This window comes from Edaphobacter aggregans DSM 19364, from assembly GCF_000745965.1.
Lineage (GTDB): Bacteria > Acidobacteriota > Terriglobia > Terriglobales > Acidobacteriaceae > Edaphobacter > Edaphobacter aggregans.
This window is the reverse complement of the sequence record NZ_JQKI01000001.1, coordinates 309,928-330,305: the sequence shown is the minus strand read 5'-3', so window position 1 is coordinate 330,305 and position 20,378 is coordinate 309,928. Positions and strand designations below refer to the sequence as shown.

Sequence of the window (20,378 nt, the reverse complement as noted above, 5' to 3'; positions counted from 1 at the left end):
TGGCGTTGCGGGAGAGGGACGCTACAATCGACCCCAATGCATGGGAGGACGATGAAGGCGCGCTGGGGGATGAGGCCGGGACGTTGGGTGCTGGGTGCAATGTTGCTGGCGGCGGGCGCGGCGCATGCGATGGGCCAGGGCCGGACGAGCGAGTGCGCGAAGCTCACTGCGGTTCGCCTCGACGAGACGACGATCGAGTCAGCGGCGGTAGTGGAGGCGGGCTCGTGGATTCCGCCGGGCGCGGCGAATGCTGTTCGCAACCAACCGGCGTTCTGCCGCGTCGCCGGGGTGTCGAAGCCAGCCGTGAGCTTCGAGGTGTGGCTGCCGCTCGCGAAGTGGACCGGACGGTTTGAGGTGGTGGGCAACGGCGGCATGGCGGGAACGATCCCCTACGGCGCGATGCTGAATGCGCTGCGACGGGGGAACGCGACGGCGAGCACGAACACAGGCCATGTGGCGATCCCGGGCCAGGGCTTCGATTCCAGCTGGTCGCTCGGCGAGCCCGGACTGGTGGAGGACTTCGGACACCGGGCACTGCACCTGACGACAGCGCATGGCAAGCAGATCGTTGCGGCGTTCTATGGCAGGCCGCAGGAGCACTCGTACTACGTGGGCTGCTCGAAGGGCGGCGGACAGGGGCTGATGGAGGCGCAGCGGTATCCGGCAGACTTCGACGGCATCGTTGCGGGAGACCCGGCGTACAACTGGACGAGCCTCTACGCCGGCGCGCACCTCTACTACGCGCAGTCCACGTTGAAGGATCCGGAGAGCTACATTCCTCCGGCGAAGGTGAAGCTGCTGGCCGATGCGGTGAACCGTGCCTGCGACGCCAGCGATGGGTTTGCCGATGGAGTTCTGGATGATCCGATGGCGTGCCACGTCGATCCTGCGGTGCTGGCGTGCAGGGAAGGCGAGGACCCGGTGAACTGCTACACGCCGAAGCAGGTGGAGGCGGTGAGGAAGATATGGGCGGGGATGAAGGACGACGAAGGCAGGCTGATCTTTCCCGGACTGCTTCCGGGCGGCGAGGCTGGCTCGGGAGGGTGGTCGTCGTGGGTGACGGGCTCGGCGCCGTTTCAGGCGACGCACTGGAAGGCCGCAGATGGCTTCTTCCGCTACATGGTGATGGGCAATGCGAAGTACGACGCTATGAATTTTGATTATGACCGCGATAAGGCAGCTCTATCAAAGCTGGCCCCGGCGCTCGACGCAGTGGACGCTGACCTGCGGCCGTTCGCGCGCCGCCGCGGCAGGCTGATTCTTTATCACGGGCTCAGCGACCCGGATATCTCGGCGTTGAACACGATCCACTACTACCGCCAGGTGGTGGGGATCACGGGAGCGAAGACGCCGGAGTTCGCGCGCCTGTTCCTGGTGCCGGGGATGCAGCACTGCGGCGGAGGTCCGGGGCCGGATACGTTCGACGCAGTCTTGGCGATGGAGCGCTGGGTGGAAAAAGATGAGGCGCCGGAGAGGATCGTGGCTTCGCACAAGGCTCAGGGACACGTGGATCGCACGCGCCCGCTGTGCCCGTATCCACAGATGGCAGTGTATGCCGGCAAGGGGAGCACGACGGATGCAGCGAGCTTTGTATGTCGGGTGCCGCAGTCGGGGGCGAAAGTAGTGTTCAGGCGTTAGATTACTGCCGTCGTTCCACTTCAGTCGCGCCTTTGACGCGAAGCGCAGCTCAAAGATCACTGCCGTAGCTCGACCTCAGTGGCACCTTGTCCGCCCTGGTTCTGTGGTGGCTCGGTGATGTTGGCGACGTGCGGGTGGCTGCGCAGGTAGTCGCGCAGCGTGCGGCGAAGCACGCCCATGCCGGTGCCGTGCACGATGCGGATGCGCGGCAGGCCGGCGAGGAAGGCGCGGTCGAGGAAGCGGGCCACCTCGTCGTGGGCCTCGTCGGCGGTGCGGCCGATGACGTTGATCTCCGACGACATGTAGTCGGGATCTTCGGCGGTCGAGACGGTGACGCCTCCGCGCTTGCGTGCTGCTTCGAGCGGCGTGACCACCTTCACTTGTTCGACCTCGGCGATGTCGTCGATCGGGACCTTCATCTTCATCGGGCCGATGGAGACCTCGAAGGTCTTTGCGTCGATCACGCGTTCGACGCGCGCCTGTCGGCCCAGCGACTTCAGTTTGACGAGGTCGCCGACTCCTGCGCCTTTGACGATGTGCGGCTGCGCGTTGGGGTCGTTTTTGTCAGCGCCGGTCATGTGCGCGACGACGGTAGATTTGAACTGCTCGCCAAACTCGCGCCGTGCGCGGGCGAGCGTGGTGGCAGAGTCGCGCGCGATCTTCTTCGCGACGGCCTTGTCGTCGATTGCCCTCACGGACTCGCGCAGCTGGTACTCGAAATCGTTGATGAGTGATTCCAGCTTCTTCTCGAGCTCCTTGGTGCGCGCCTTGACCTCGGCGCGGCCTTCGAGGTCGAGCTGGATCTTTGCTCGAGATAGTTCATGCTCGCGCTGCTTCAGGGACTCGCGTTCCTCGGCAACCGCGGTGAGCTGCTGGTGCAGGCTGTCGAGGAAGGCGGCGATGTCGGCGGTCTGGGTGGAGAGCTGTGTGCGGGCCGCGGCGATGATCTCGGGCGAGAGGCCGAGACGCGAGGCGATGTTGAGGCCGGCGGAGGCGCCGGGTACGCCGAGGCGAAGCTGGTAGGTCGGGGTCAGGGTCTCCTGGTCGAACCCGACGGCGGCATTCAAAACGCCGGGGTTGTTCGCGGCGTAGACCTTCAGCGAGGTGAGGTGCGTGGTGATGCAGCTCCAGACGCGGGCGCGAAGGAAGTGCTGCGCCACGGCGACCGCGAGTGCTGCGCCCTCCTCGGGGTCGGTGGCGGAGCCGAGTTCGTCGAGCAGCACGAGCGACGACGAGGTGGCCTCGCGCGAGATGCGGTCGAGGTTGACGACGTGCGCGGAGAAGCTCGAGAGGTTGCGCTCGATCGACTGCGCGTCGCCGATGTCGGCGAAGATGCCGGTGAAGAGCGGCAGCCGCGCCTCTTCAGCAGGCACGGGAACTCCGGCCTGCGCCATCAGGGAGAGGAGGCCGATGGTCTTGAGCGAGACGGTCTTGCCGCCGGTGTTCGGGCCGCTGATGATGAGCTGCCGCGCGTCGTTGGTGAGGGCAACAGTGAGCGGGACTGGGGACTTCGCCTCCGTGCCTTCGGCGCGCGCTTCGGCGATCATGCGAAGCTCGAGTAGTGGGTGACGCGCCGAAGTCAGAGAGAGGTGTGTGCCTGCGGAGGCATCCTGCGAAACCCACGTCTCAGAATCGAGACGTGGGGCACCCGCATTTGTGCCGGTGAAGACGGGGCGGGTGCAGCGGAGGTCATTGGCGAAGCGCGCGCGGGCGGCGTGGGATTCGATCTCCGCGAGGATCGCCGCACCCGCGAGGATCGTCGGTGTATCGGCGGCGAGCGCACGCGTCATGGCGACGAGGATGCGGTGGATCTCCGACTGCTCCTCGTCGAGCAGGCGCACGAGCTCGTTGTTCTGCTCGATCGTCTCGAGCGGCTCGACGAAGACGGTCTGGCCGGATGAGGACGAGCCGTGCACGACGCCCGGAACCTTGCGTTTGAACTCGGCGCGCACGGGGATGACGAAGCGGTCGCCGCGGATGGTGATGACGGCGTCCTGGGTGCTGCCCTCGGCGGAGAGGCGCGCGAGCGAGCGGCGCAGGCTCTCTTCGATGGCGCGGCGCTGGTGCTCCATGGCGCGGCGAATGCGGCGTAGCTCGGGCGAGGCGTCGTCGGAGAGCGAGCCGTCGGGCTCGATCTTGCCGCGAAGCTGGCGCAGCAGCGGCGTCAGGTCGGAGTCGCGAATGGGGAGCGAGAGCGCGGCGATGCCGGGCCAGTCGCGCGGCTGCGTGCCGCCCTGCGGGACGATCAGGCCGCGCCACGCGTTGATGCGCTCGACGACGGTGATGAGTGAGAGGATCTCCAATGCTTCCAGAGCCGAGCCCTCGATGCGCGCCTTCTCGAGTAGCGTGGTGGGGTCGAAGAGGCCGTGGAAGTCGAAGCTGCCGCCGGAGGCGTAGAGCGCGCGCATCTCTTCTGTGCGCTGGTGTTGCGCGTCGATCCAGGCCTGATCGGCGGAGGGTTCGAGCACCAGCACCCACGCGCGGCCGAGCGGCGAAAAGGTGCGCCCGGCGAGGGAGTCGCGCAGGCGCGGCCACTCCAGCGCGGCGGAGCTGGCTTCGGCGAGAGGCGACGGAATCCGTGGGACTAATTCGAGCGAGGGCACGTCTATTATCGTAATCGCGCATGGAACCCGCCGCAGGCGGCGTGCGTAGCTGCTACAGCAAACGGGACCCACGGGAGCACGGAGGTGCTGTATGGTCTGTCAGGCATGTGGAAGTGCTGTCGAACCAGGAGGCAGATTCTGCCCCCGCTGCGGAGCGCAGATCGTAGCCGCCGCGCCGCCGGGCCCGCCTCCGCAGTACACTGCGTATCCGGCCTACGCTCCTATGCCCTACATTCCGCGGGTGCAGCGGCATCTGCAGGCGCTCGGCACGCTGTGGTGCCTCTATGCGCTCTACCGGATCGTCAGCGGCCTGCTTGGCCTGTTCGTCTTTCGCGCCGTCACGTGGCACCGCTGGGGTCCCGACTGGCCGCTGAATCATTGGGGCGACTGGGGCCACGGCTGGATGCACCTGGTCCCCTTCATCATCGCCATGACGATCACGGCGTCGCTCTTCGGGCTCTTCGTGGGATACAGCCTGCTTACGCGCCAGACGTGGGGCCGCGTCCTGGCCATCGTTGCAGGCGTGCTCGTGCTGTTCAAGCCGCTGCTGGGAACGGCGTTGGGAATCTACACGCTGTGGGTCATGGCTCCCTCGGCTTCGGGAGTGGAGTACGACGCGATGGTGGATGCCGGATATCGGCCCGGCATGCCTCCACCGCGCTAGCCGCGTAAACTGGACCCATGAACTTTCCCGTAACACGCATGCGCCGGCTGCGCCGCACCGAGGCGATGCGTTCGCTGGTGCGCGAGACGCATCTCCATCCCGGCGCGCTGATCTATCCGCTCTTCATATGCCCTGGCGAAGGCGTTCGCAAGCCGATCGGCTCGATGCCCGGCGTCTTCAACCTCTCGCTGGACGAGGCCATGAAAGAGGCTGAGGCCTGCGCCGCACTAGGCATCGGCGGGTTGCTGCTCTTCGGCCTTCCTGCCGAGAAGGATGAGCAGGCCAGCGGAGCATGGGCTGACGACGGCATCGTGCAGACGGCGCTGCGCGCATTCAAGGCGAACCGCAGGCTCGACACGCTGGTGACGATGGCCGACGTCTGTCTGTGCGAATACAGCTCGCACGGCCACTGCGGCGTCGTCGCGCGCGATGGCGATCACTACACCATTGAGAATGATTCGAGCGTCGCTCTGCTTGCGAAGACGGCGGCGTCGCTCGCGAAGGCCGGTGCCGACATCGTTGCGCCGAGCGACATGATGGACGGCCGCGTCGCCGCGATGCGCGAGACGCTGGACGCCAGCGGCCACGAGCAGACACCCATCCTCAGCTACGCCTCGAAGTTCGCGAGCGCCTTCTACGGCCCCTTCCGCGAGGCTGCGGACTCGGCCCCGCTGTTCGGCGATCGCCGCAGCTATCAGATGGACGGCGCCAACCTGCGCGAGGCCATGCGCGAGATAGAACTGGACATTGCCGAAGGCGCGGACATGCTGTTGATGAAGCCGGCGATGCCCTACCTCGATGTGATCCAGGAGGCGCGCCAGCGCTTCGATCTGCCCATGGGCGCCTACCAGGTCTCGGGCGAGTACTCCATGCTGCACGCTGCGTTCGAGCGCGGATGGCTGGAGCCGGAGCGCACGATGATGGAGTCGCTGACGGGGATCCGAAGAGCCGGCGCGGACTTTATCGTGACGTACTTCGCCAAGGATGCGGCGAAAGTGCTGGGTTAGCTAACCCTGCGCCTGCAGCTCCGGCGGTCACCACAGATACTTTCCTAGCGGGTTCGGCTTTGGATGGGATGAAGCTCGGGTCCGCGGGCCGTCGTGTCCGCGGCTCTCCGGAGCGCCGCGCGCGCCAGCAGGCGCGTGGAGTCCAGCGTTGGCAGCGGCGAGTTCTGATCGTTCATTAGCAGCGGAATCTCCGTGCAGCCCAGAACGACGGCGTCCGCGCCCTCGGCCTTCAGGTGTGTGATGATCCGCTGAAACGTAGCGACGGCTTCAGGCCGGAAGACTCCACGGAGCAGCTCGTCGAAGATGATGCGGTTGATCTCCTCGCGCTCCTCCGCCGTGGGCCGCACAAACTCCAGCCCCCGCGCCGCAAGCTTCTCCGGATAGATCTCGCTCTCGACCAACCAGCGCGTTCCGGTCAGGCCGATTCGCCGGAAGCCGCGCCGCTCGGCCTCCTCGGCGACGACCTCGGCGATATGCAGCCAGGGCTTGGGTGATCGTGCCTCGATCAGCGGCAGCGCCTGATGGATGGTGTTGTCCGGGCAGATCAGGAGGTCCGCTCCGATCTTCGCCAGCTTCTCGGCCGAGGAGAGCATCAGCTCGCCGACGCCCTTCCAGTCGTCGCGGTGGATGCACTCCATGTAATCGCGCAGCGAGTGCGTGTGCATCGAGACCTCGGGGTGGCCGTGCGTGCCCATCCACTCCGCGCCCTCCGCGCAGACCGTCCGATAGCAGAGCGCCGCTCCTTCGGCCGAGCAGGCGACGATTCCTATGTGCCGGGCCATTCTCTGATTTTAGAATGGTGCATGGCTCGAGTGGCGGTAGTGGGTGCAGGTGCAATTGGAGGCGTGGTGGCTTCGCTGCTGCAGTCGGCAGGGCGGCACGAGCTGGTGCTGTGCATGCGCAGGCCGCTCAAGGAACTCGTGGTGGAGACCCCGGCCATCGGCCTGCGCAGCGACATGCAGCACGAGATACGCCCTGAGATGCGCATCGAGGCGACGATTCTGACACAGCCCGAGGAGGCGCAGCCCGTCGACTGGGTCGTCGTCGCAACCAAGGCGTACGACGCGGCCGGCGCTGCGCTGTGGCTGGAGTGGCTGTGCGGCGGCGGCGCTCCCGTTGCTGTGCTGCAGAACGGCGTCGAACATCGCGAGCGGTTTGCGTCGTACGTCGCCCCCGAGCGCATCGTTCCCGTCATCGTCGACTGCCCGGCCGAGCGAAGGCCCGCAGACGATGCTGGCGTCGAGAGGATCATTCAGCGCGGCACGATGAGCCTGAAGGTCCCGGAAGGTACGCACAGCAGGGGGTTCGTCGAACTCTTCTCCGGCACGGCCGCCGACGCCGCGACAGTGCCCGACTGGACCACCGTGGCCTGGAGGAAGCTCTGCCACAACGCCGCTGGAGTGCTGCCGGCGCTGCTGCTTCAACCCGCTGGCGTTCTCCGCGGCGAGGCCGTGGGTGACGTTGCGCTCGACCTGGTGCGCGAGTGCGTCGCCGTGGGACGGGCCATGGGTGCAACGCTCAGCGACGCCGTGCCCGAGGAGGTGCTGGCCGCCTATCGCCGCTCGGCGCCCGACTCCGTCAACTCGCTCCACGCCGACCGTCTCGCTGGCCGGCCGATGGAGATCGACGCACGCAATGGCGTGATCGTGCGTATGGGGAAGAAGCACGGCATTCCGACGCCGGCCAACAGCATGGCCGTCGCGCTGCTGCAGGCGATGACCGCGCGATGAGCCTCAGCGCGCGAGACACGCCCCATTGCCGATCAGCCGCTGGTGCAGCAGCCGCGGCATCAGCAGGTTGAAGAAGGCGTCTTCCTTCGGCAAAAGGCAAGCCTGCGCGTTGGCGACGCCCGGCGTCGGGCGCGTCAGCCCTACGTCGTCCACCTCGATGTGCACGGGCGTCATCGCGCAGGTCTGCGCATCGATGGCATACGCCACCGCAACCGCATCGAAGAGCGTCGGGTTCGCCTGCCGTGTCGCGTGGCTCCACTCCGCGATCAGGATCTGAAGCGCGTCCGTCATCGGCGTGCTGACGGTCGCCAGCTCGGAGCGCCTGGCCTCGTCGAACCGGATCTGCGTCGAATCGAGTGGCAGCATGAAGACGGGCACGCCGGAGCGCATCAGCTTTTGTGCCGACCTCGGATCGCGCGCGATGTTGTACTCCGGCTCCGCCGGCTGCACGGCCGCCGATCCCTTCTTGTCGTACCCCCGATAGATCGATCCTCCCATCAGCACCACGCGCTTCAGCCTGCGAAACGTCGCCGGGTCGCGGTCGATTGCCGCGCCGATGTTGGTCAGCGGGCCCAGCGCGATCAGCGTGATCTCATCGGGATGCGCTGTGATCTGCTGCAGCAGAAACGTCACAGCATCCTCGCGCAGGTTGCGCGCTGCTCCGGCCCTGGCCCACGGCAGCTGCGTGAAGGCGGCGGTTGCCCCGGTTGGAATGCCCGCCCGGACCGCGATCTCGGTGCGGCCCGTCTCGCACAGCATTCGGTCGAGCATGCGCGCCCGCATCGCCGTGTCTCCCCACGCCGAGGAGATTCCCAGGATCTCGAACTCAGGGCTGGCCAGCGCAAGGTCGATCGCGAAGGCGTCATCCACGTCATCGCCCACGTCGGTGTCGAGGATGACCTTCATCCGCGGCTCGCCCGGCGCGCGAGACTGTGCCGATGCGGCCGCCGCGAAGAGGGCAAGCGCGGTGAGGAGAACGAGAGGACTTCGCCGGAACGCAATCACGTCAGTTCCCTTCTTCGCGAAGAAGATATGTAACGGCAAGGGTATCGCGAAACCGCCCGAAGGCGCTTGACAACTCGCGTACTCTAAAATGTTTGAGTAGCGAAAATAGGAGATAGCTTTGGCTGACACGATCTTTGACATAGTGATTCTTGGCGGCGGACCTGCCGGTTACACCTGCGGCATCCGCGCGGCGCAGTATGGACTGAAGGTAGCGCTGGTGGACGCAAACGACCGCCTGGGCGGAACCTGCCTGCTCTGGGGCTGCATCCCCACCAAGGCAATGCTCTTCTCAGCCGAGCTCTGGGACCACCTGAAACACTCCGAGCGCTACGGCATCGACGGCGTCACGCCCAAGCTGAACTGGAAGGGCGTGCTCGCCCGCAAGGACGACGTCATCACGCGTCACACCAAGGGCCTCGACTTCCTGATGAAGAAGAACAAGATCACCACCTTCAAGGGATTCGGCAAACTCACCGGCCCGGCGAAGGACGGCGTCCACACGATCGACGTCAAGCTGGCGGACGGAAAGGCCGAGACAATCAAGGCGAAGAAGGTTGTGCTCGCCACCGGCTCTGACGCGCGCGTGCTGCCCGGCTACAAGCCCGACGACACCATCCTCACCAACTACGAGATTCTCAAGATCGCCGAGATGCCGAAGTCGCTGGTCGTCATCGGCTCTGGCGCGGTGGGCGTCGAGTTTGCCTCCCTCTTCAAGAGCTTCGGCGCGGACGTGACCGTGCTTGAGGTGCTGCCGCGCGTGGTGCCGGTCGAGGACGAGGAGATCTCCAAGGAGCTGCTCCGTCAGTTCAAGAAGCGCGAGATCGACACGTACCTCTCCATCAAGGACACGAAAGTCGAGAAGAACAAGGACGGCGCTCTCGTCACCTGGACCGACGCGAACGGCAAGCAGCAGTCCAAGCAGGCCGAGAAGGTACTGATGGCCGTCGGCCGCGCGCCGCGCACTGAGGGCATCGGCCTTGAGAAGACCTCCATCAAGCCCGACCGCGGCTTCATCATGACCAACGAGTGGATGGAGACGACCGAGCCGGGCGTCTACGCGATCGGTGACATCGTCGCCGGAATGCCGCAGCTCGCACACTCTGGTTCGATGGCCGGACTCGTCGTCGCCGCGCGCATCGCGGGCAAATACGCGAAGGCGGTCAACCGCCAGCGCATCCCGGGCTGCACCTACTGCGAGCCGCAGATCGGCTCGGTCGGCCTCACAGAGGCGCAGGCCAAGGAGAAGGGCTACAACGTCAAGGTCGGCAAGTTCCCCTTCGTCGGCAACTCGAAGGCGACGATCCTCGACGCGCACGACGGCTTCGTGAAGGTCGTCTCCGACGCAAAATACGGCGAGATCCTCGGCGTCCACATCATCGGACCCAACGCGACGGAGATCATCGCCGAGTGCGTCACCGCCATCCAGCTGGAAGCGACGGTGGAGGAGATGATGTTCACCATCCACGCTCACCCAACGGTAGCTGAAGCGCTGCTCGACGGTTTCTCCAGCGTCGAAGGCAAAGCGGTGAATGTGTAAGATTGCACGGAAAAGGTGGGATGCATTTCTGCATTCCACCTTTTTGGAATGATGGATACAGAAATCGAGCTACACGATTCCGAACTGCTCAAGGTTGACATCGAAGCGGGAACGCTTTTGATTGATGCGTATGTCCATCGGAGTGGCGTCGACGTTCGGCGAGAGGGCGGCTATCAGCACACTCTCTTCAGGTTCGAAAATCTTCGGATGGAGAGCGACAAAAGCGCGCTCTCCGGAGATATTTATGACTGGACTATCTTTGCCTCGAATCTGAATCAGAAACGATCTGATTCCACTTCCGTTCAAGACTGCAAGCCCGGTAAAGATGAAGATCACTTTCAGAGAGGATGGTCGTGAGGTCATGTTTTTCGGCGACAGATTAATCGTCGAGGAAGCAGGCCCCTACCGATTCGTCGAATTCTGGCGTGAATAAGAAATGGCACTCTAACCCTCAATCTACAGCAGTCATCCATCTTGACATCATGATGTTCCCAATGAAAACATCATGATGTGCGAACCACCCTGACCATCGACGACGACGTCGCCACCCTCCTCGAAAAGGAGATGCGCCGTACCGGCCAGCCATTGAAGCAGACCGTGAACCAACTGCTTCGCTCCGGCCTGCAACAGGCGGCCACTCCTGCGAAGCCGAAGCCCTTTCGCGTGAAGGCGCGAAAGCTTGGCTTGCCGGCCAAATGGACCTCCGGCTCCGTCTCCGAGCTGATCGAGATGCTTGAAGGGCCGCTGCATCGATGATCGTGCTCGACGCCAACATTCTTCTCTATGCCTACGATGCGGAAGCTGCACAGCATCGCGTCGCGCGCGCGTATCTTGAGCGCGTCTTCTCAGCCCCGGATCCGATCGGTCTTCCTGTCCACAGCATTGCGGCCTTTCTGCGCATCATGACGCATCCCGGACTGCGCAGCGGCCGGTTCTCGCTCGAAGAAGCAATCGAAACCGTCGACGAGTGGCTCTCCCTGCCGCAGGTGCGCCTGCTCGCACCCGGCGAACGGCACTGGGCTCTTCTTCGCCGGACGCTCCTCGAAGGCCGCGCCACCGGCCGCCTCGTCACCGACGCCGAGATCGCGGCGATTACCATGGAATATGGAGGCGAGCTGCAGACCAACGATCGCGACTTTGCCCGCTTCCCCGGCCTGCGCTGGAAGAATCCGCTCGCGAAGCACTGATGTACATCCACCTCCTCCAACTCGGCCGTATCTCCTATACCGAAGGTCTCGCCGTTCAAAAGCGTGTAGTCGACGCGCGCAAGCAGAACCTTATCGGCGACACGCTCCTGCTGCTCGAGCATCCGCCCGTCCTTACGCTCGGCCGCAACTCGCATCGCGAGAACGTCCTGGCAAGCGATGAACTCCTCGCATCCCGTAACGTCGAGCTGCACGAGATCAACCGCGGTGGAGACGTCACCTACCACGGTCCCGGTCAGCTCGTCGGCTATCCCATCGTCGACCTGCGCGGCGACTGGCCCGGAAAAAAAGGCCCGCACCTCGGCCCCGTCGACTTCATGCGCATGATGGAAGAGGTCGTCATTCGGATCTGTTACGACTTCGGCGTCCCCGCGCAGCGCATCGCCGGCCGCACTGGCGCCTGGACGATTGCCAGCGGCAACGTTCAGGAGAAGAAGCTCGCCGCGATGGGCATTCACGTCTCCCAGGGAGTCACCTCGCACGGCTTCGCGCTCAACGTCACGACTGACCTGCGCGATTTTGAACTGATCGTCCCCTGCGGGATCACCGACCGCACCGTCACCTCGCTTGAGCTTGAAGCACAGCCCACCGACGACCCTGCGCGGCAGGTCACTATGGAGAATGCAGTCAACTCCACCGCGCGCAACTTCGGCCGCATCTTCGAGCGCCAGATGATCTGGGCCACCTCGCTCGACGAGATATTCATCACTCCGTCACATTCCTAGCCGACGAAATCTTTACATCGTTTCACATGCCTCTCATCGTGCAGCAAGACCGCGTTGCTTTCATGGCTGAAAGCGGTGTTGCCGGTATGAAGTGGACTGCGAGCGCGTGGCATGAAGCAGACTTCGGCAACTCGTAAATCACTGCGTGGAGACTAAAAAATGTATACGCCCCGACTCCCCCGGCTTTTCGGCACGCTCGCACTCTGTGCCGCATGCAACCTCAGCGCACACGCACAAGAGGTCAAGACCGTCTTCGTGATTGCGATGGAAAACCACAACTGGACCCAGCCCGCCAACCAGTCCACCGGTGGCATTCAGCAGATCTTCCAGAACCCCAACGCGCCCTTCATCAACAGCCTCGTCGACGGCACTGCCTGGGCAGAGATCGATGGCCGCACCCAGCACATCAGCGAACAGGTCGCCTACGCCAGCGCCTATCACAACGTCCTCGCCACCATGAACGGCAGCAACCCACACATCCATCCCTCTGAGCCCAACTACATCTGGGCGGAGGCAGGCAACAACTTCGGCGTAGCCAACGACAACGATCCGTTCGCCGCCAACGGCCCCAACAACCAGAACACCACCCAGCACCTGGTCACACTGCTCACCAAAGCGGGCAAGACGTGGAAGTCTTACCAGGAAGATACCGAACTCACTCCTGACGCCAACGGCAAACTCACCAACGTTCCACTATCCCCGAGCCAGTACACGGTCCCGCTCAGCAGTATCTCCGGAACCTTTACCAGCGGCGTCAACCAGTTCAACGGCTCCGCTCAGTACAACTACGCCGCCAAGCACAACCCCATGGTCTTCTTCACCGACTCGAACGGCGGCAACGACAAGTCCACCTCCAACCCGCTCGCATCGCATTACGCTCCGCTGCAGCAGTTCTTCTCCGATCTCGAGAACAACACCGTGGCTGACTACAACTGGATCACGCCTAACCAGTTCAACGACATGCACACCACACTCTCCGCGGGCTACAAAGGCCTGACAGGCGACCCCGCCAAGATCCTTCAGGGCGATGACTTTCTGCGCCAGGTGATCCCCGTGATCATGGCGTCGAAGGCCTATCAGGACAACGGCGTCATCATCCTCTGGTGGGACGAGTCCGAGACCGACGGCATCACCGGTGACAACCCCGATGCCTTCGACCACACAGTGCCCGAGATCATCATCTCCAAGCACGCTCACAAGAACGAGAACGGCATCCCCTACGCCAGCCCGGTCAACCTCAGCCACTCCTCTGACCTCAAGACCATGCAGGAAATCTTCCACGTAGAGCCGTTGCTCGGCGACACGGTCAACGTCAACGATCTCTCCGACCTCTTCCAGCCCGGCGCGATCCAGAAGTAGCCCTTCTAGATTGCCGGCCTTTTGTTGTGTCGTTCCCGTACGACAAGCGCAGAGACCTCGCCAATCGGAGGTCTCTGCGCTTTTTCTTTCGGTACGACGCCATTTGCTCGTTTGGGGACTCTCCGACCGCTAACCGCACCATCCACGCCAGCCCTGTTGAAATCGCCGTATAATCCGATTCGTATGCTCGGTTCAGGCCGGGCCGTAGCGAGTGTCTGTGTTGAACCGCCGCAACTGTTTCAGGGAGAGATTCATGCCGACAGACGTAGTTATGCCCCAGATGGGCGAGTCCATCACCGAAGGCACCATCACCAAGTGGCTCAAGAAGCCGGGCGACTCTGTCCAGCGCGACGAGCCGCTCTTTGAGATCTCGACCGACAAGGTCGACGCCGAGATCCCTTCGCCCGCTGCTGGAACCCTGAAGGAGATCAAGATCGGCGAAGGCACTACCGTCACGATCAACACCGTCGTCGCCGTCATCGACGCGGGCGGCGCGGCCTCCGCGGCTGCCCCCGCCAAGGCCGCAAACGCTGCTGAGCCGCCGGTCGACTCCGCGACTCCTCCCGCCGTCGACGCGCCCGCCACCACGATGGCCAATCCCGCCGAGGCCGACTCCGCAGCCGCGGGCACAACCATCGAGGCAGGCGGTGGCACCGAAATCCTGATGCCGCAGATGGGCGAGTCCATCACCGAGGGCACCATCACCAAGTGGCTCAAGAAGGTTGGCGACTCCGTCCAGCGCGACGAGCCTATCTTCGAGATCTCGACCGACAAGGTGGACGCCGAGATCCCCTCGCCCGCTGCCGGAACCCTCACCGAGATCAAGGTCCCCGAGGGCAAGACCGTCACCGTCAACACCGCCGTCGCCGTCATCAGCGGAGGCGCCGCCAAGGCCGCTCCTGCTCCCGCGAAGGCCGCTCCCGCCGCCGCTGCTCCTGCTGCTACCGCCGCTCCTGCCGCTCCCGCTGCTGCAGCCTCTGTCGGTGAGCGCGGACGCTCCTCGCCGCTGGTCCGCAAGATCGCCCAGGAGAACGCCGTCGATCTCGCGCAGGTCCCCGGAACCGGCTCCGCCGGCCGCATCACCAAGGAAGACATCCTCGGCTACATCGAGGGCAAACCTGCAGCTGCCCCTGCCGCCGCTGCACCAGCAGCAGCCGCACCGGCCCCGGCCGCACCGAAGCCCGCCGCCCCGGCCGCTCCTGCGCCGCAGCCCGGCGAGCTCGTCCCCATGTCGAAGATGCGCGCCATCATCGCGCAGCGCATGGTCGAATCGAAGCGCACCTCGCCGCACGTCCACACCGTCTTCAAGGTCGACATGACCCGCATCGTGCGTCTGCGCGAGAAGGAGAAGTCGAAGTACGAGCAGCGCAACGGCGTTAAGCTCACCTACATGCCGTTCATCACCCGCGCCGCCGTCGTCGCGCTGCGCAAGCACCCGGTGGTCAACGCCGCCGTGCAGGGCGACGCCATCCTCTACAACAAGAACATCAATATCGGCATCGCCGTCGCGCTCGAGTGGGGCCTGATCGTCCCTGTCATCAAGCAGGCTGAGGAGAAGAACTTCCTCGGCATCGCGCGCAGCATCGTCGACCTCGCCGAGCGCGCCCGCAACAAGAAGCTCGCCCCCGACGAGGTTGGAGGAGGCACCTTCACCCTCACCAACTCCGGCATCTTCGGCGAGCAGTTCGGAACGCCGATCATCAATCAGCCGCAGGTCGCCATCCTCGGCATCGGCGGTCTCAACAAGGAGCCCGAGGTCATCACTGATAAGGAGGGCAACGACTTCATCGCGATCCGCTCGATCCAGCGCTTCACGCTCGGCTTCGATCATCGCATCGTCGACGGAGCCGACGCCGGCAAGTTCATGAGCGACTTCAAGGCCTACCTCGAGAACTGGTCCGAAGACATCGGCTAGTCCTTCGCGGACGGCGAAGAGCCTCTTCGGCGCGTCAGCGCAAATCACAAGCGGCGGTTCCTCCATGGAGCCGCCGCTTTTGTCCTTCGTTTCCGTCAGCCGAGTCAGGCTTGGCGATTGTTTCGCTGCCTCTATCGGTTTGCTAGTCTTTGCTCGCGTAACAAACCTGGCCCGAGTAACGCAGAATGGCGTGACCGGTGTTGAAATCGATTTCGCCTATGGCAGTCATATCCCCGGTAGCGTTGGCGAACCGGCCCGTGCCTCCCGTTAGGTGAACCTTGTAGTCGGTGATTGTAAACAACCCTGCCCTAACAAATGTGCCATGGGCCTGAGCCTGGTCGATCGTCAGCGTCTCTCCTGTATCGGTTACCAAGTGGTGCTCCACCGTGACGGTTGTGGAATCGGAGCTGGTAGACAATATCTCGACTCCGATGGCTCCCTTCAGGTCGCCGGTTACGACCCCCAGCGTTGTGGGATGGCCGTCTATCTGTCCGAAGCCCCCTACATTTGTAAGGATTGCTCCGCCAACGTCTGAGCAGGTTTTATTCTTTGCGAATCCGTTTACTGTAAGCAATGCCGTCAACAGGGCCACACTAGAAACAAAGCTGAAGAAGCGAGTCGCAGACTTCATAGAATCCTCCTGGGATTGTTTGCGGCTTCGGGTTTTCAGCAAATGGCCGGTGGGGTTCTTCCGAACGCGCAAAGACGGTAGAACACATTCCAAAGTCTTGGACAGCCTGGGCCTGGAGGGATGGAGCCTGTTGTGGTGCGCCGCATACTTTGGATGGGGAACAATGGTCTGTGGGTTATCCGAGCGATGTGAGCAATGAGGAGTGGAGGTTCGTGGCGCTCTATCTGGCGTTGTGCCGGGAGGACGCTGCGCAGCCGGGTTCGCCAGCCTGCCCTGAGCTTGCCGAAGAGGCTCGATTCCGTAGACGGCGAAAGGCGCCTTCGGGGAAGAAGCGCAGACATCAAGCGGCGGTTCCTCCATGGAGCCGCCGCTTTTGTCTTACCTCACTTACATCTTCAGACCGCGATTACTTGAACAGATGCGTGGAGTGCGTAACCGCTGCGCCCGCGCGCATGGCTGCGGCGACTACAGCAGTCTCGGCCAGCATCGGCTCTGTCGCACCCGCCTGCACTGCGGCTCTGCGATGAAGCTCGATGCAGTATGGGCACTGTGTCGTCAGCGCCACCGCAAGCGCCATCAGCTGCTTGTGCAGAGCATCAATGGTACCTGGCTGGAACGCTAGCTTGTCGAACTCCCAGAATGCCTTCATCGACTCAGGCGCGTTTTCGTCCAGCTTCTTCAGCTGGGTGAGATTCTTCATGTCAAACATGCGTGTTCTCTCCTTTTCAAGATTCGAGCGGTGCCGAACTGCGCAGCGTGAGCCAGGCCGGGGACCGGTTCTCATTAGAGCACTCCGTGCGGTGAGGGTTACAAACAACGCCTTAAAAATCCGGCGAAACCGCCCCGATGGCGACCCTTTACAAGCAGAAGGCAAGCACGCTACAAGCTTTGTTCCAGCCCCTCTCCGCACCTATACTCAAACATGGGAAGAGGAGTTTCATGGCTGCACTCATCGAAGCGATCAACGTCAAGCGCAAGACCCTGTTCGAGCACGAAAATATGCCTTACTACTGCATGGAAGCCGACGTCAGCTCGCCCACCGCGCGCGGCGGACAGACGCTGGTGCGCCTGAAGATGCGCAACCTGCTGACCAACGCAGTCTTCGAGAAGACCTTCAAGGCCGGCGAAAAGTTCAAGGAGCCCGACCTTGAGCTCGTGCCCGCAACGTTTCTCTACGCCGACAGCGACGGCTTCCACTTCCTCGACCAGCAGAGCTTCGAGACGCTGACGCTCACAGACTCGATGGTCGGCGACGCAACGGACTTCCTCGTCGAGAGCCTCGAGATCCAGGTCCACAAGTACAACGGCAACCCCATCGGCCTCCAACTCCCAATCTTCGTCGATCTCGAAGTCACCGAGACCGAACCGGGCCTCAGCGGCGCCTCGCAGAGCGGCAGCGTCACCAAGGTCGCCACGCTCCAGACCGGTCTCGAGATCCGCGTGCCTCTCTTCATCAAGGAAGGCGAGAAGGTGAAGGTCTCCACCGAAACCCGCGACTTCGCCGGCCGCGCGTAAAAACTCAGTCCAGCCTAAAACGGTGTCATCCCGACCGAAGCGCAGCGAAGTGGAGGGATCTGCTTTTCGCCATGCGGCCACGACCGCATGGGATTTTCCATCCAGCTAGCGCTGAAGCAGCCAGGCGATCCCAATCGTGACAAGCCCTGCACCCAGCAGCCACGCTCGTGCAATGTTGAGACGCTCAAGCCATTTGCCATTCATCATCGTCGCACCTCGCGACGTAGACCATACGCCTACTTCCCTTCCTTCAATCGGTCCAGCAGCCGCGTAAGCACCTCGCGCTCCTCCTCGGAAGGCTGGAACTGGAGCGGCTTCCGCCGTATATATCGCAGGTTCAGGTTCGCAATATCCGAGGCCATCACGATGAACAGGTTGCCCGGAATGTTGAACCAGTACTCGTCCGGGACGGTCTCCAGATCCTCCGCCTTCGCCTTGCGAAACTCCGCGCGCTCGAACCGCCGCGGATTCGCCAGCGTGATGCTCGCGAGCGAGCCGTCGCTGTTCAGCATGCGATCCTGCACCGTGCCCTGGTAGAGACCGCCCGTCTTCGTCAGCACGTCGGCCATGATGCGGAACGTGCCCTCGGGCAGTAGCATGTCGCTGAACAGCAGGTCCCACTCCGAGAGCCGCGGCACGATCGTCGCCAGCAGCGTGCGCATCCAGCGCCGGCGCAGACGCCGCCATATCAGGTTGTAGTTCAGGACGATCATCACGCGCACCGCGCACGCAATCAGCACAATCAGGTACAACCGCCAAAGGATCGCGTAGTTCATCCAGAAGAACGCGTACAGGCTGGTGAAGAATGGAGCGTGGTGCTGCTGAAAAAAGCTGTCGCTCTGCAGCGCGGAGAAGACCGTCTCCACGTCACCCTGCGTGCCGCTGCTCCACAGCGCGCCCGACCACCGCGCCCATGCCACGGCAATCACCAGCGGAACCGTGGCGCCGATGACGGAGCGCGCCACCTCTTCGGCCCGACTCTCCGCACGCGTCTTGCGAAAGACGACAAGGTCTGCGGCCCAGCGAGCGATCAGGTTGGGTCCCAGCAGGTAGACGGCGATGAGGAAGCTGACAAGAAGCGCCAGCACCAGAGAGTCTCCTAGGCGACGGCTTCGCGGAGGTCGGCAAGGTTCAGCGTAATCTCGCCGAACGACGTGGGAATCACGGCCGACTCGTGTGTGCGGAGCTGCGCCAGCACCGCATCCTCATGCCGCTGAATGAAGTCGATGATCTCGGCGCGCAGCCGCTTCTGACTGGTGCCGATGTTGTCATCGCGCAGCGAAAGCACATACTCAAGCTCAGAGCTGCTCATCGAAAACCCCTCAAACGCACTGCACGAAATTCAGTGCATCCGCTCTGAAGATACCACGCAAAGTGGAAAATAGCGCGTGCTTGTTGAGGTTCGGGTTTGACGAGATGGGGTATCTTGAACGCAAGAGCATGCCCGGTAACTGAAAAAGTATTTCTAATTGTTCGTCTCGTTATCGAAGCCGTATTTGGAGCAGTTTGTTTCGTCGACTTACTTCTTCTCCCGCAGATATGGAGAGAAAGAGATCAGTTGGCTCTAGCAACGGGTAAATTGCTCGGGGTGACCCTCGTGATCCTGATCGGCATTCTTTGCTTCAAAGATGTTGTAAAGATCAGCCATGTTTTAAAAGGAACTCGCCCCAGCTCATCCGTAAAGTAAATACGCCTGCAGCATTAATGAGCAATTGCTACAGCAGCTCCTGAGCCCGCAGCACAGCCGCCACAGCCTCATCCGCCGTAGCCCCCACCGCACTCAGGTGCCCCATCTTCCGCCCCTTCCGCGGACGATGCTTCTCATACAGATGCAGCCTCACGCCCTCGACCGCCAGCGCCGCATCAAAGTGCGGCTCGCGCGCCGAGCCATCCTCATTCAGCCAGACATCTCCCAACAGATTCGCAATCGCACACGGCTGCACGACGTCCACATCTCCCAGCGGAAGATCGCACACCGCGCGCACAAGCTGCTCGAACTGGCTCGTGACGGAAGCGCGCTCGCTCGCGTGATAGCTGTTGTGCGGACGCGGAGCTAGCTCGTTCACCAGCAGCTTACGATCGGTCGTCACGAACATCTCGACCGCCAGAATCCCCTCAAGCTGAAACGTGTCGGCGATCTCCTCCGCGAGCCCGCTCGCCTCCTCGGCCATCTCGTCCGTGATCGGCGCAGGCATCACGCTCCACGCCAGAATCTGGTTCTCATGATGATTCCACGCCGCGGGATACACCTTCACCTCGCCCGATGGCGAACGCGCCACCAGCACGGAGATCTCGCGCTCCAGATCGACGGCCTTCTCCACAACTCCCGCAGCCTCGCCCAAGGCCTCCCACGCGCCACGAACCTCCTGCTCGAAGTCCGCACCCACCCGAAAACCAACCTTGCCCTGCCCGCGTCCGTCGTAGCCGCCCGTCGCGCTCTTGCAGAAGACCCGCCCACCCAGCGCCGTTACCGCCTCGCGCACCTGGTCGAGCGACCGCACCGCGCGATACTCCCCTCCCGGAAAGCCGTGCTTCCGCAGCCAGTCCTTCTGCTCGATCCTGTCCTGGATCACGGCCAGCATCGCGTGCCCCGGCCGCACCGGAGCGAAGCCCGCCGCCGCATCCATGCTCGCCAGCGAGATCTGCTCGATCTCCAGCGTCACCACATCGCATCCCCTCGCAAGGTTGGCCGCCTCACGCGCATCGTCCCAGTTCGCCTCAATGCACGCATCCACGACGAAGCGCGCCGGGCACGCCGGATCGGGATCGAGCACCTGGATGCGATAGCCCATCGCGCGCGCCGCCATCGCGGTCATGCGGCCCAGCTGTCCGCCTCCGAAGATG

General features: G+C 63.4%; 20 protein-coding genes. 12 read left to right on the top strand and 8 right to left on the bottom strand.

Features of this window, described 5'->3' with window-relative positions:
* Nucleotides 1–51: 51 nt before the first annotated feature.
* On the top strand, nucleotides 52–1,638 hold the full coding sequence (locus Q363_RS01505) for a tannase/feruloyl esterase family alpha/beta hydrolase (protein WP_169746904.1): 1,587 nt from the start codon (nucleotides 52–54) through the stop codon (nucleotides 1,636–1,638).
* A 56-nt stretch (nucleotides 1,639–1,694) separates the two neighbouring features.
* Here Q363_RS01505 and Q363_RS01500 read toward each other — a convergent pair whose 3' ends face one another.
* On the bottom strand, nucleotides 1,695–4,241 hold the full coding sequence (locus Q363_RS01500) for an endonuclease MutS2 (protein WP_051978201.1): 2,547 nt from the start codon (nucleotides 4,239–4,241) through the stop codon (nucleotides 1,695–1,697).
* Between the two features lie 91 nt (nucleotides 4,242–4,332).
* On the opposite strand from Q363_RS01500, the gene Q363_RS01495 reads away from it, so the two are divergent.
* Both Q363_RS01495 and hemB read left to right on the top strand, forming a co-directional pair.
* Nucleotides 4,333–4,905 (top strand): zinc ribbon domain-containing protein, encoded by a 573-nt coding sequence (locus Q363_RS01495; RefSeq protein WP_035347270.1) that lies wholly within the window; start codon nucleotides 4,333–4,335, stop codon nucleotides 4,903–4,905.
* A gap of 17 nt (nucleotides 4,906–4,922) precedes the next feature.
* Entirely contained in the window at nucleotides 4,923–5,912 is a 990-nt protein-coding gene (gene hemB / locus Q363_RS01490; protein WP_035347269.1) for a porphobilinogen synthase, read from the top strand.
* Nucleotides 5,913–5,956: 44 nt separating this feature from the next.
* Here hemB and Q363_RS01485 read toward each other — a convergent pair whose 3' ends face one another.
* On the bottom strand, nucleotides 5,957–6,694 hold the full coding sequence (locus Q363_RS01485; RefSeq protein ID WP_051978198.1) for an aspartate/glutamate racemase family protein: 738 nt from the start codon (nucleotides 6,692–6,694) through the stop codon (nucleotides 5,957–5,959).
* A 21-nt stretch (nucleotides 6,695–6,715) separates the two neighbouring features.
* Between Q363_RS01485 and Q363_RS01480 the strand changes: the two genes are divergently transcribed.
* A complete protein-coding gene (locus tag Q363_RS01480) occupies nucleotides 6,716–7,642 on the top strand; it encodes a 2-dehydropantoate 2-reductase (RefSeq protein ID WP_035347267.1) in 927 nt (308 codons plus the stop codon).
* Between the two features lie 3 nt (nucleotides 7,643–7,645).
* On the opposite strand, the gene Q363_RS01475 is transcribed toward Q363_RS01480, so the two are convergent.
* Nucleotides 7,646–8,686: a nucleoside hydrolase gene (locus Q363_RS01475; protein ID WP_051978197.1), complete on the bottom strand. Its 1,041-nt coding sequence runs from the start codon at nucleotides 8,684–8,686 to the stop codon at nucleotides 7,646–7,648.
* Between the two features lie 79 nt (nucleotides 8,687–8,765).
* On the opposite strand from Q363_RS01475, the gene lpdA reads away from it, so the two are divergent.
* The 6 genes from lpdA to Q363_RS01440 all read left to right on the top strand — a co-directional run bounded on the left by lpdA (nucleotide 8,766) and on the right by Q363_RS01440 (nucleotide 15,388).
* Nucleotides 8,766–10,184, top strand: coding sequence for a dihydrolipoyl dehydrogenase (lpdA, locus tag Q363_RS01470; RefSeq protein ID WP_035347264.1), 1,419 nt, complete (start codon nucleotides 8,766–8,768; stop codon nucleotides 10,182–10,184).
* A gap of 510 nt (nucleotides 10,185–10,694) precedes the next feature.
* Nucleotides 10,695–10,940, top strand: coding sequence for a DUF2191 domain-containing protein (locus Q363_RS01460; protein ID WP_035347260.1), 246 nt, complete (start codon nucleotides 10,695–10,697; stop codon nucleotides 10,938–10,940).
* Complete coding sequence (locus Q363_RS01455) at nucleotides 10,937–11,371, top strand: TA system VapC family ribonuclease toxin (RefSeq protein WP_035347258.1); 435 nt, start codon at nucleotides 10,937–10,939, stop codon at nucleotides 11,369–11,371. Before Q363_RS01460 ends, Q363_RS01455 begins: the two co-directional genes overlap by 4 nt.
* Nucleotides 11,371–12,114, top strand: a complete 744-nt coding sequence (gene lipB, locus Q363_RS01450) for a lipoyl(octanoyl) transferase LipB (RefSeq protein ID WP_035347256.1) — start codon at nucleotides 11,371–11,373, stop codon at nucleotides 12,112–12,114. The genes Q363_RS01455 and lipB overlap by 1 nt, the downstream gene beginning before the upstream one ends.
* 159 nt (nucleotides 12,115–12,273) lie before the next feature.
* Nucleotides 12,274–13,473 carry an alkaline phosphatase family protein gene (locus Q363_RS01445; RefSeq protein ID WP_051978194.1) on the top strand — a complete coding sequence of 400 codons (1,200 nt, stop codon included), beginning with the start codon at nucleotides 12,274–12,276 and terminating at the stop codon, nucleotides 13,471–13,473.
* A 253-nt stretch (nucleotides 13,474–13,726) separates the two neighbouring features.
* Complete coding sequence (locus tag Q363_RS01440; protein ID WP_035347253.1) at nucleotides 13,727–15,388, top strand: 2-oxo acid dehydrogenase subunit E2; 1,662 nt, start codon at nucleotides 13,727–13,729, stop codon at nucleotides 15,386–15,388.
* A 142-nt stretch (nucleotides 15,389–15,530) separates the two neighbouring features.
* Here Q363_RS01440 and Q363_RS01435 read toward each other — a convergent pair whose 3' ends face one another.
* Together Q363_RS01435 and Q363_RS01430 are read right to left on the bottom strand one after the other, a co-directional pair.
* Nucleotides 15,531–16,019 carry a hypothetical protein gene (locus Q363_RS01435; RefSeq protein ID WP_035347251.1) on the bottom strand — a complete coding sequence of 163 codons (489 nt, stop codon included), beginning with the start codon at nucleotides 16,017–16,019 and terminating at the stop codon, nucleotides 15,531–15,533.
* A 406-nt stretch (nucleotides 16,020–16,425) separates the two neighbouring features.
* A complete protein-coding gene (locus tag Q363_RS01430) occupies nucleotides 16,426–16,728 on the bottom strand; it encodes a carboxymuconolactone decarboxylase family protein (protein ID WP_035347249.1) in 303 nt (100 codons plus the stop codon).
* Between the two features lie 230 nt (nucleotides 16,729–16,958).
* Here Q363_RS01430 and Q363_RS01425 point away from each other — a divergent pair, with 230 nt between their 5' ends.
* Nucleotides 16,959–17,534, top strand: coding sequence for an elongation factor P (locus tag Q363_RS01425; RefSeq protein WP_035347247.1), 576 nt, complete (start codon nucleotides 16,959–16,961; stop codon nucleotides 17,532–17,534).
* Nucleotides 17,535–17,770: 236 nt separating this feature from the next.
* Here Q363_RS01425 and Q363_RS01420 read toward each other — a convergent pair whose 3' ends face one another.
* Complete coding sequence (locus Q363_RS01420) at nucleotides 17,771–18,622, bottom strand: hypothetical protein (protein ID WP_035347245.1); 852 nt, start codon at nucleotides 18,620–18,622, stop codon at nucleotides 17,771–17,773.
* An 11-nt stretch (nucleotides 18,623–18,633) separates the two neighbouring features.
* The gene (locus tag Q363_RS01415) at nucleotides 18,634–18,846 is read right to left on the bottom strand and encodes a hypothetical protein (RefSeq protein ID WP_035347244.1); all 213 of its coding nucleotides are present in this window, start codon (nucleotides 18,844–18,846) and stop codon (nucleotides 18,634–18,636) included.
* A 114-nt stretch (nucleotides 18,847–18,960) separates the two neighbouring features.
* On the opposite strand from Q363_RS01415, the gene Q363_RS39980 reads away from it, so the two are divergent.
* Entirely contained in the window at nucleotides 18,961–19,221 is a 261-nt protein-coding gene (locus Q363_RS39980; protein ID WP_157466461.1) for a hypothetical protein, read from the top strand.
* Between the two features lie 28 nt (nucleotides 19,222–19,249).
* Here the strand turns inward: Q363_RS39980 and purK are convergent, their stop codons facing one another.
* Nucleotides 19,250–20,350 carry a 5-(carboxyamino)imidazole ribonucleotide synthase gene (gene purK, locus Q363_RS01410; RefSeq protein WP_051978270.1) on the bottom strand — a complete coding sequence of 367 codons (1,101 nt, stop codon included), beginning with the start codon at nucleotides 20,348–20,350 and terminating at the stop codon, nucleotides 19,250–19,252.
* Between the last annotated feature and the right edge of the window lie 28 nt (nucleotides 20,351–20,378).

Excerpts from the sequence above, each read along its gene's own strand:
- Q363_RS01480 (WP_035347267.1), top strand. The coding sequence starts at position 6,716 with ATGGCTCGAGTGGCGGTAGTGGGTGCAGGTGCAATTGGAGGCGTGGTG.
- Q363_RS01430 (WP_035347249.1), bottom strand. The coding sequence starts at position 16,728 with ATGTTTGACATGAAGAATCTCACCCAGCTGAAGAAGCTGGACGAAAAC.
- Q363_RS01440 (WP_035347253.1), top strand. The coding sequence starts at position 13,727 with ATGCCGACAGACGTAGTTATGCCCCAGATGGGCGAGTCCATCACCGAA.
- Q363_RS01455 (WP_035347258.1), top strand. The coding sequence starts at position 10,937 with ATGATCGTGCTCGACGCCAACATTCTTCTCTATGCCTACGATGCGGAA.
- Q363_RS01435 (WP_035347251.1), bottom strand. The coding sequence starts at position 16,019 with ATGAAGTCTGCGACTCGCTTCTTCAGCTTTGTTTCTAGTGTGGCCCTG.
- Q363_RS01495 (WP_035347270.1), top strand. The coding sequence starts at position 4,333 with ATGGTCTGTCAGGCATGTGGAAGTGCTGTCGAACCAGGAGGCAGATTC.
- Q363_RS01415 (WP_035347244.1), bottom strand. The coding sequence starts at position 18,846 with ATGAGCAGCTCTGAGCTTGAGTATGTGCTTTCGCTGCGCGATGACAAC.
- Q363_RS01445 (WP_051978194.1), top strand. The coding sequence starts at position 12,274 with ATGTATACGCCCCGACTCCCCCGGCTTTTCGGCACGCTCGCACTCTGT.
- lipB (WP_035347256.1), top strand. The coding sequence starts at position 11,371 with ATGTACATCCACCTCCTCCAACTCGGCCGTATCTCCTATACCGAAGGT.
- hemB (WP_035347269.1), top strand. The coding sequence starts at position 4,923 with ATGAACTTTCCCGTAACACGCATGCGCCGGCTGCGCCGCACCGAGGCG.
- Q363_RS01485 (WP_051978198.1), bottom strand. The coding sequence starts at position 6,694 with ATGGCCCGGCACATAGGAATCGTCGCCTGCTCGGCCGAAGGAGCGGCG.
- Q363_RS01505 (WP_169746904.1), top strand. The coding sequence starts at position 52 with ATGAAGGCGCGCTGGGGGATGAGGCCGGGACGTTGGGTGCTGGGTGCA.
- purK (WP_051978270.1), bottom strand. The coding sequence starts at position 20,350 with ATGACCGCGATGGCGGCGCGCGCGATGGGCTATCGCATCCAGGTGCTC.
- Q363_RS01425 (WP_035347247.1), top strand. The coding sequence starts at position 16,959 with ATGGCTGCACTCATCGAAGCGATCAACGTCAAGCGCAAGACCCTGTTC.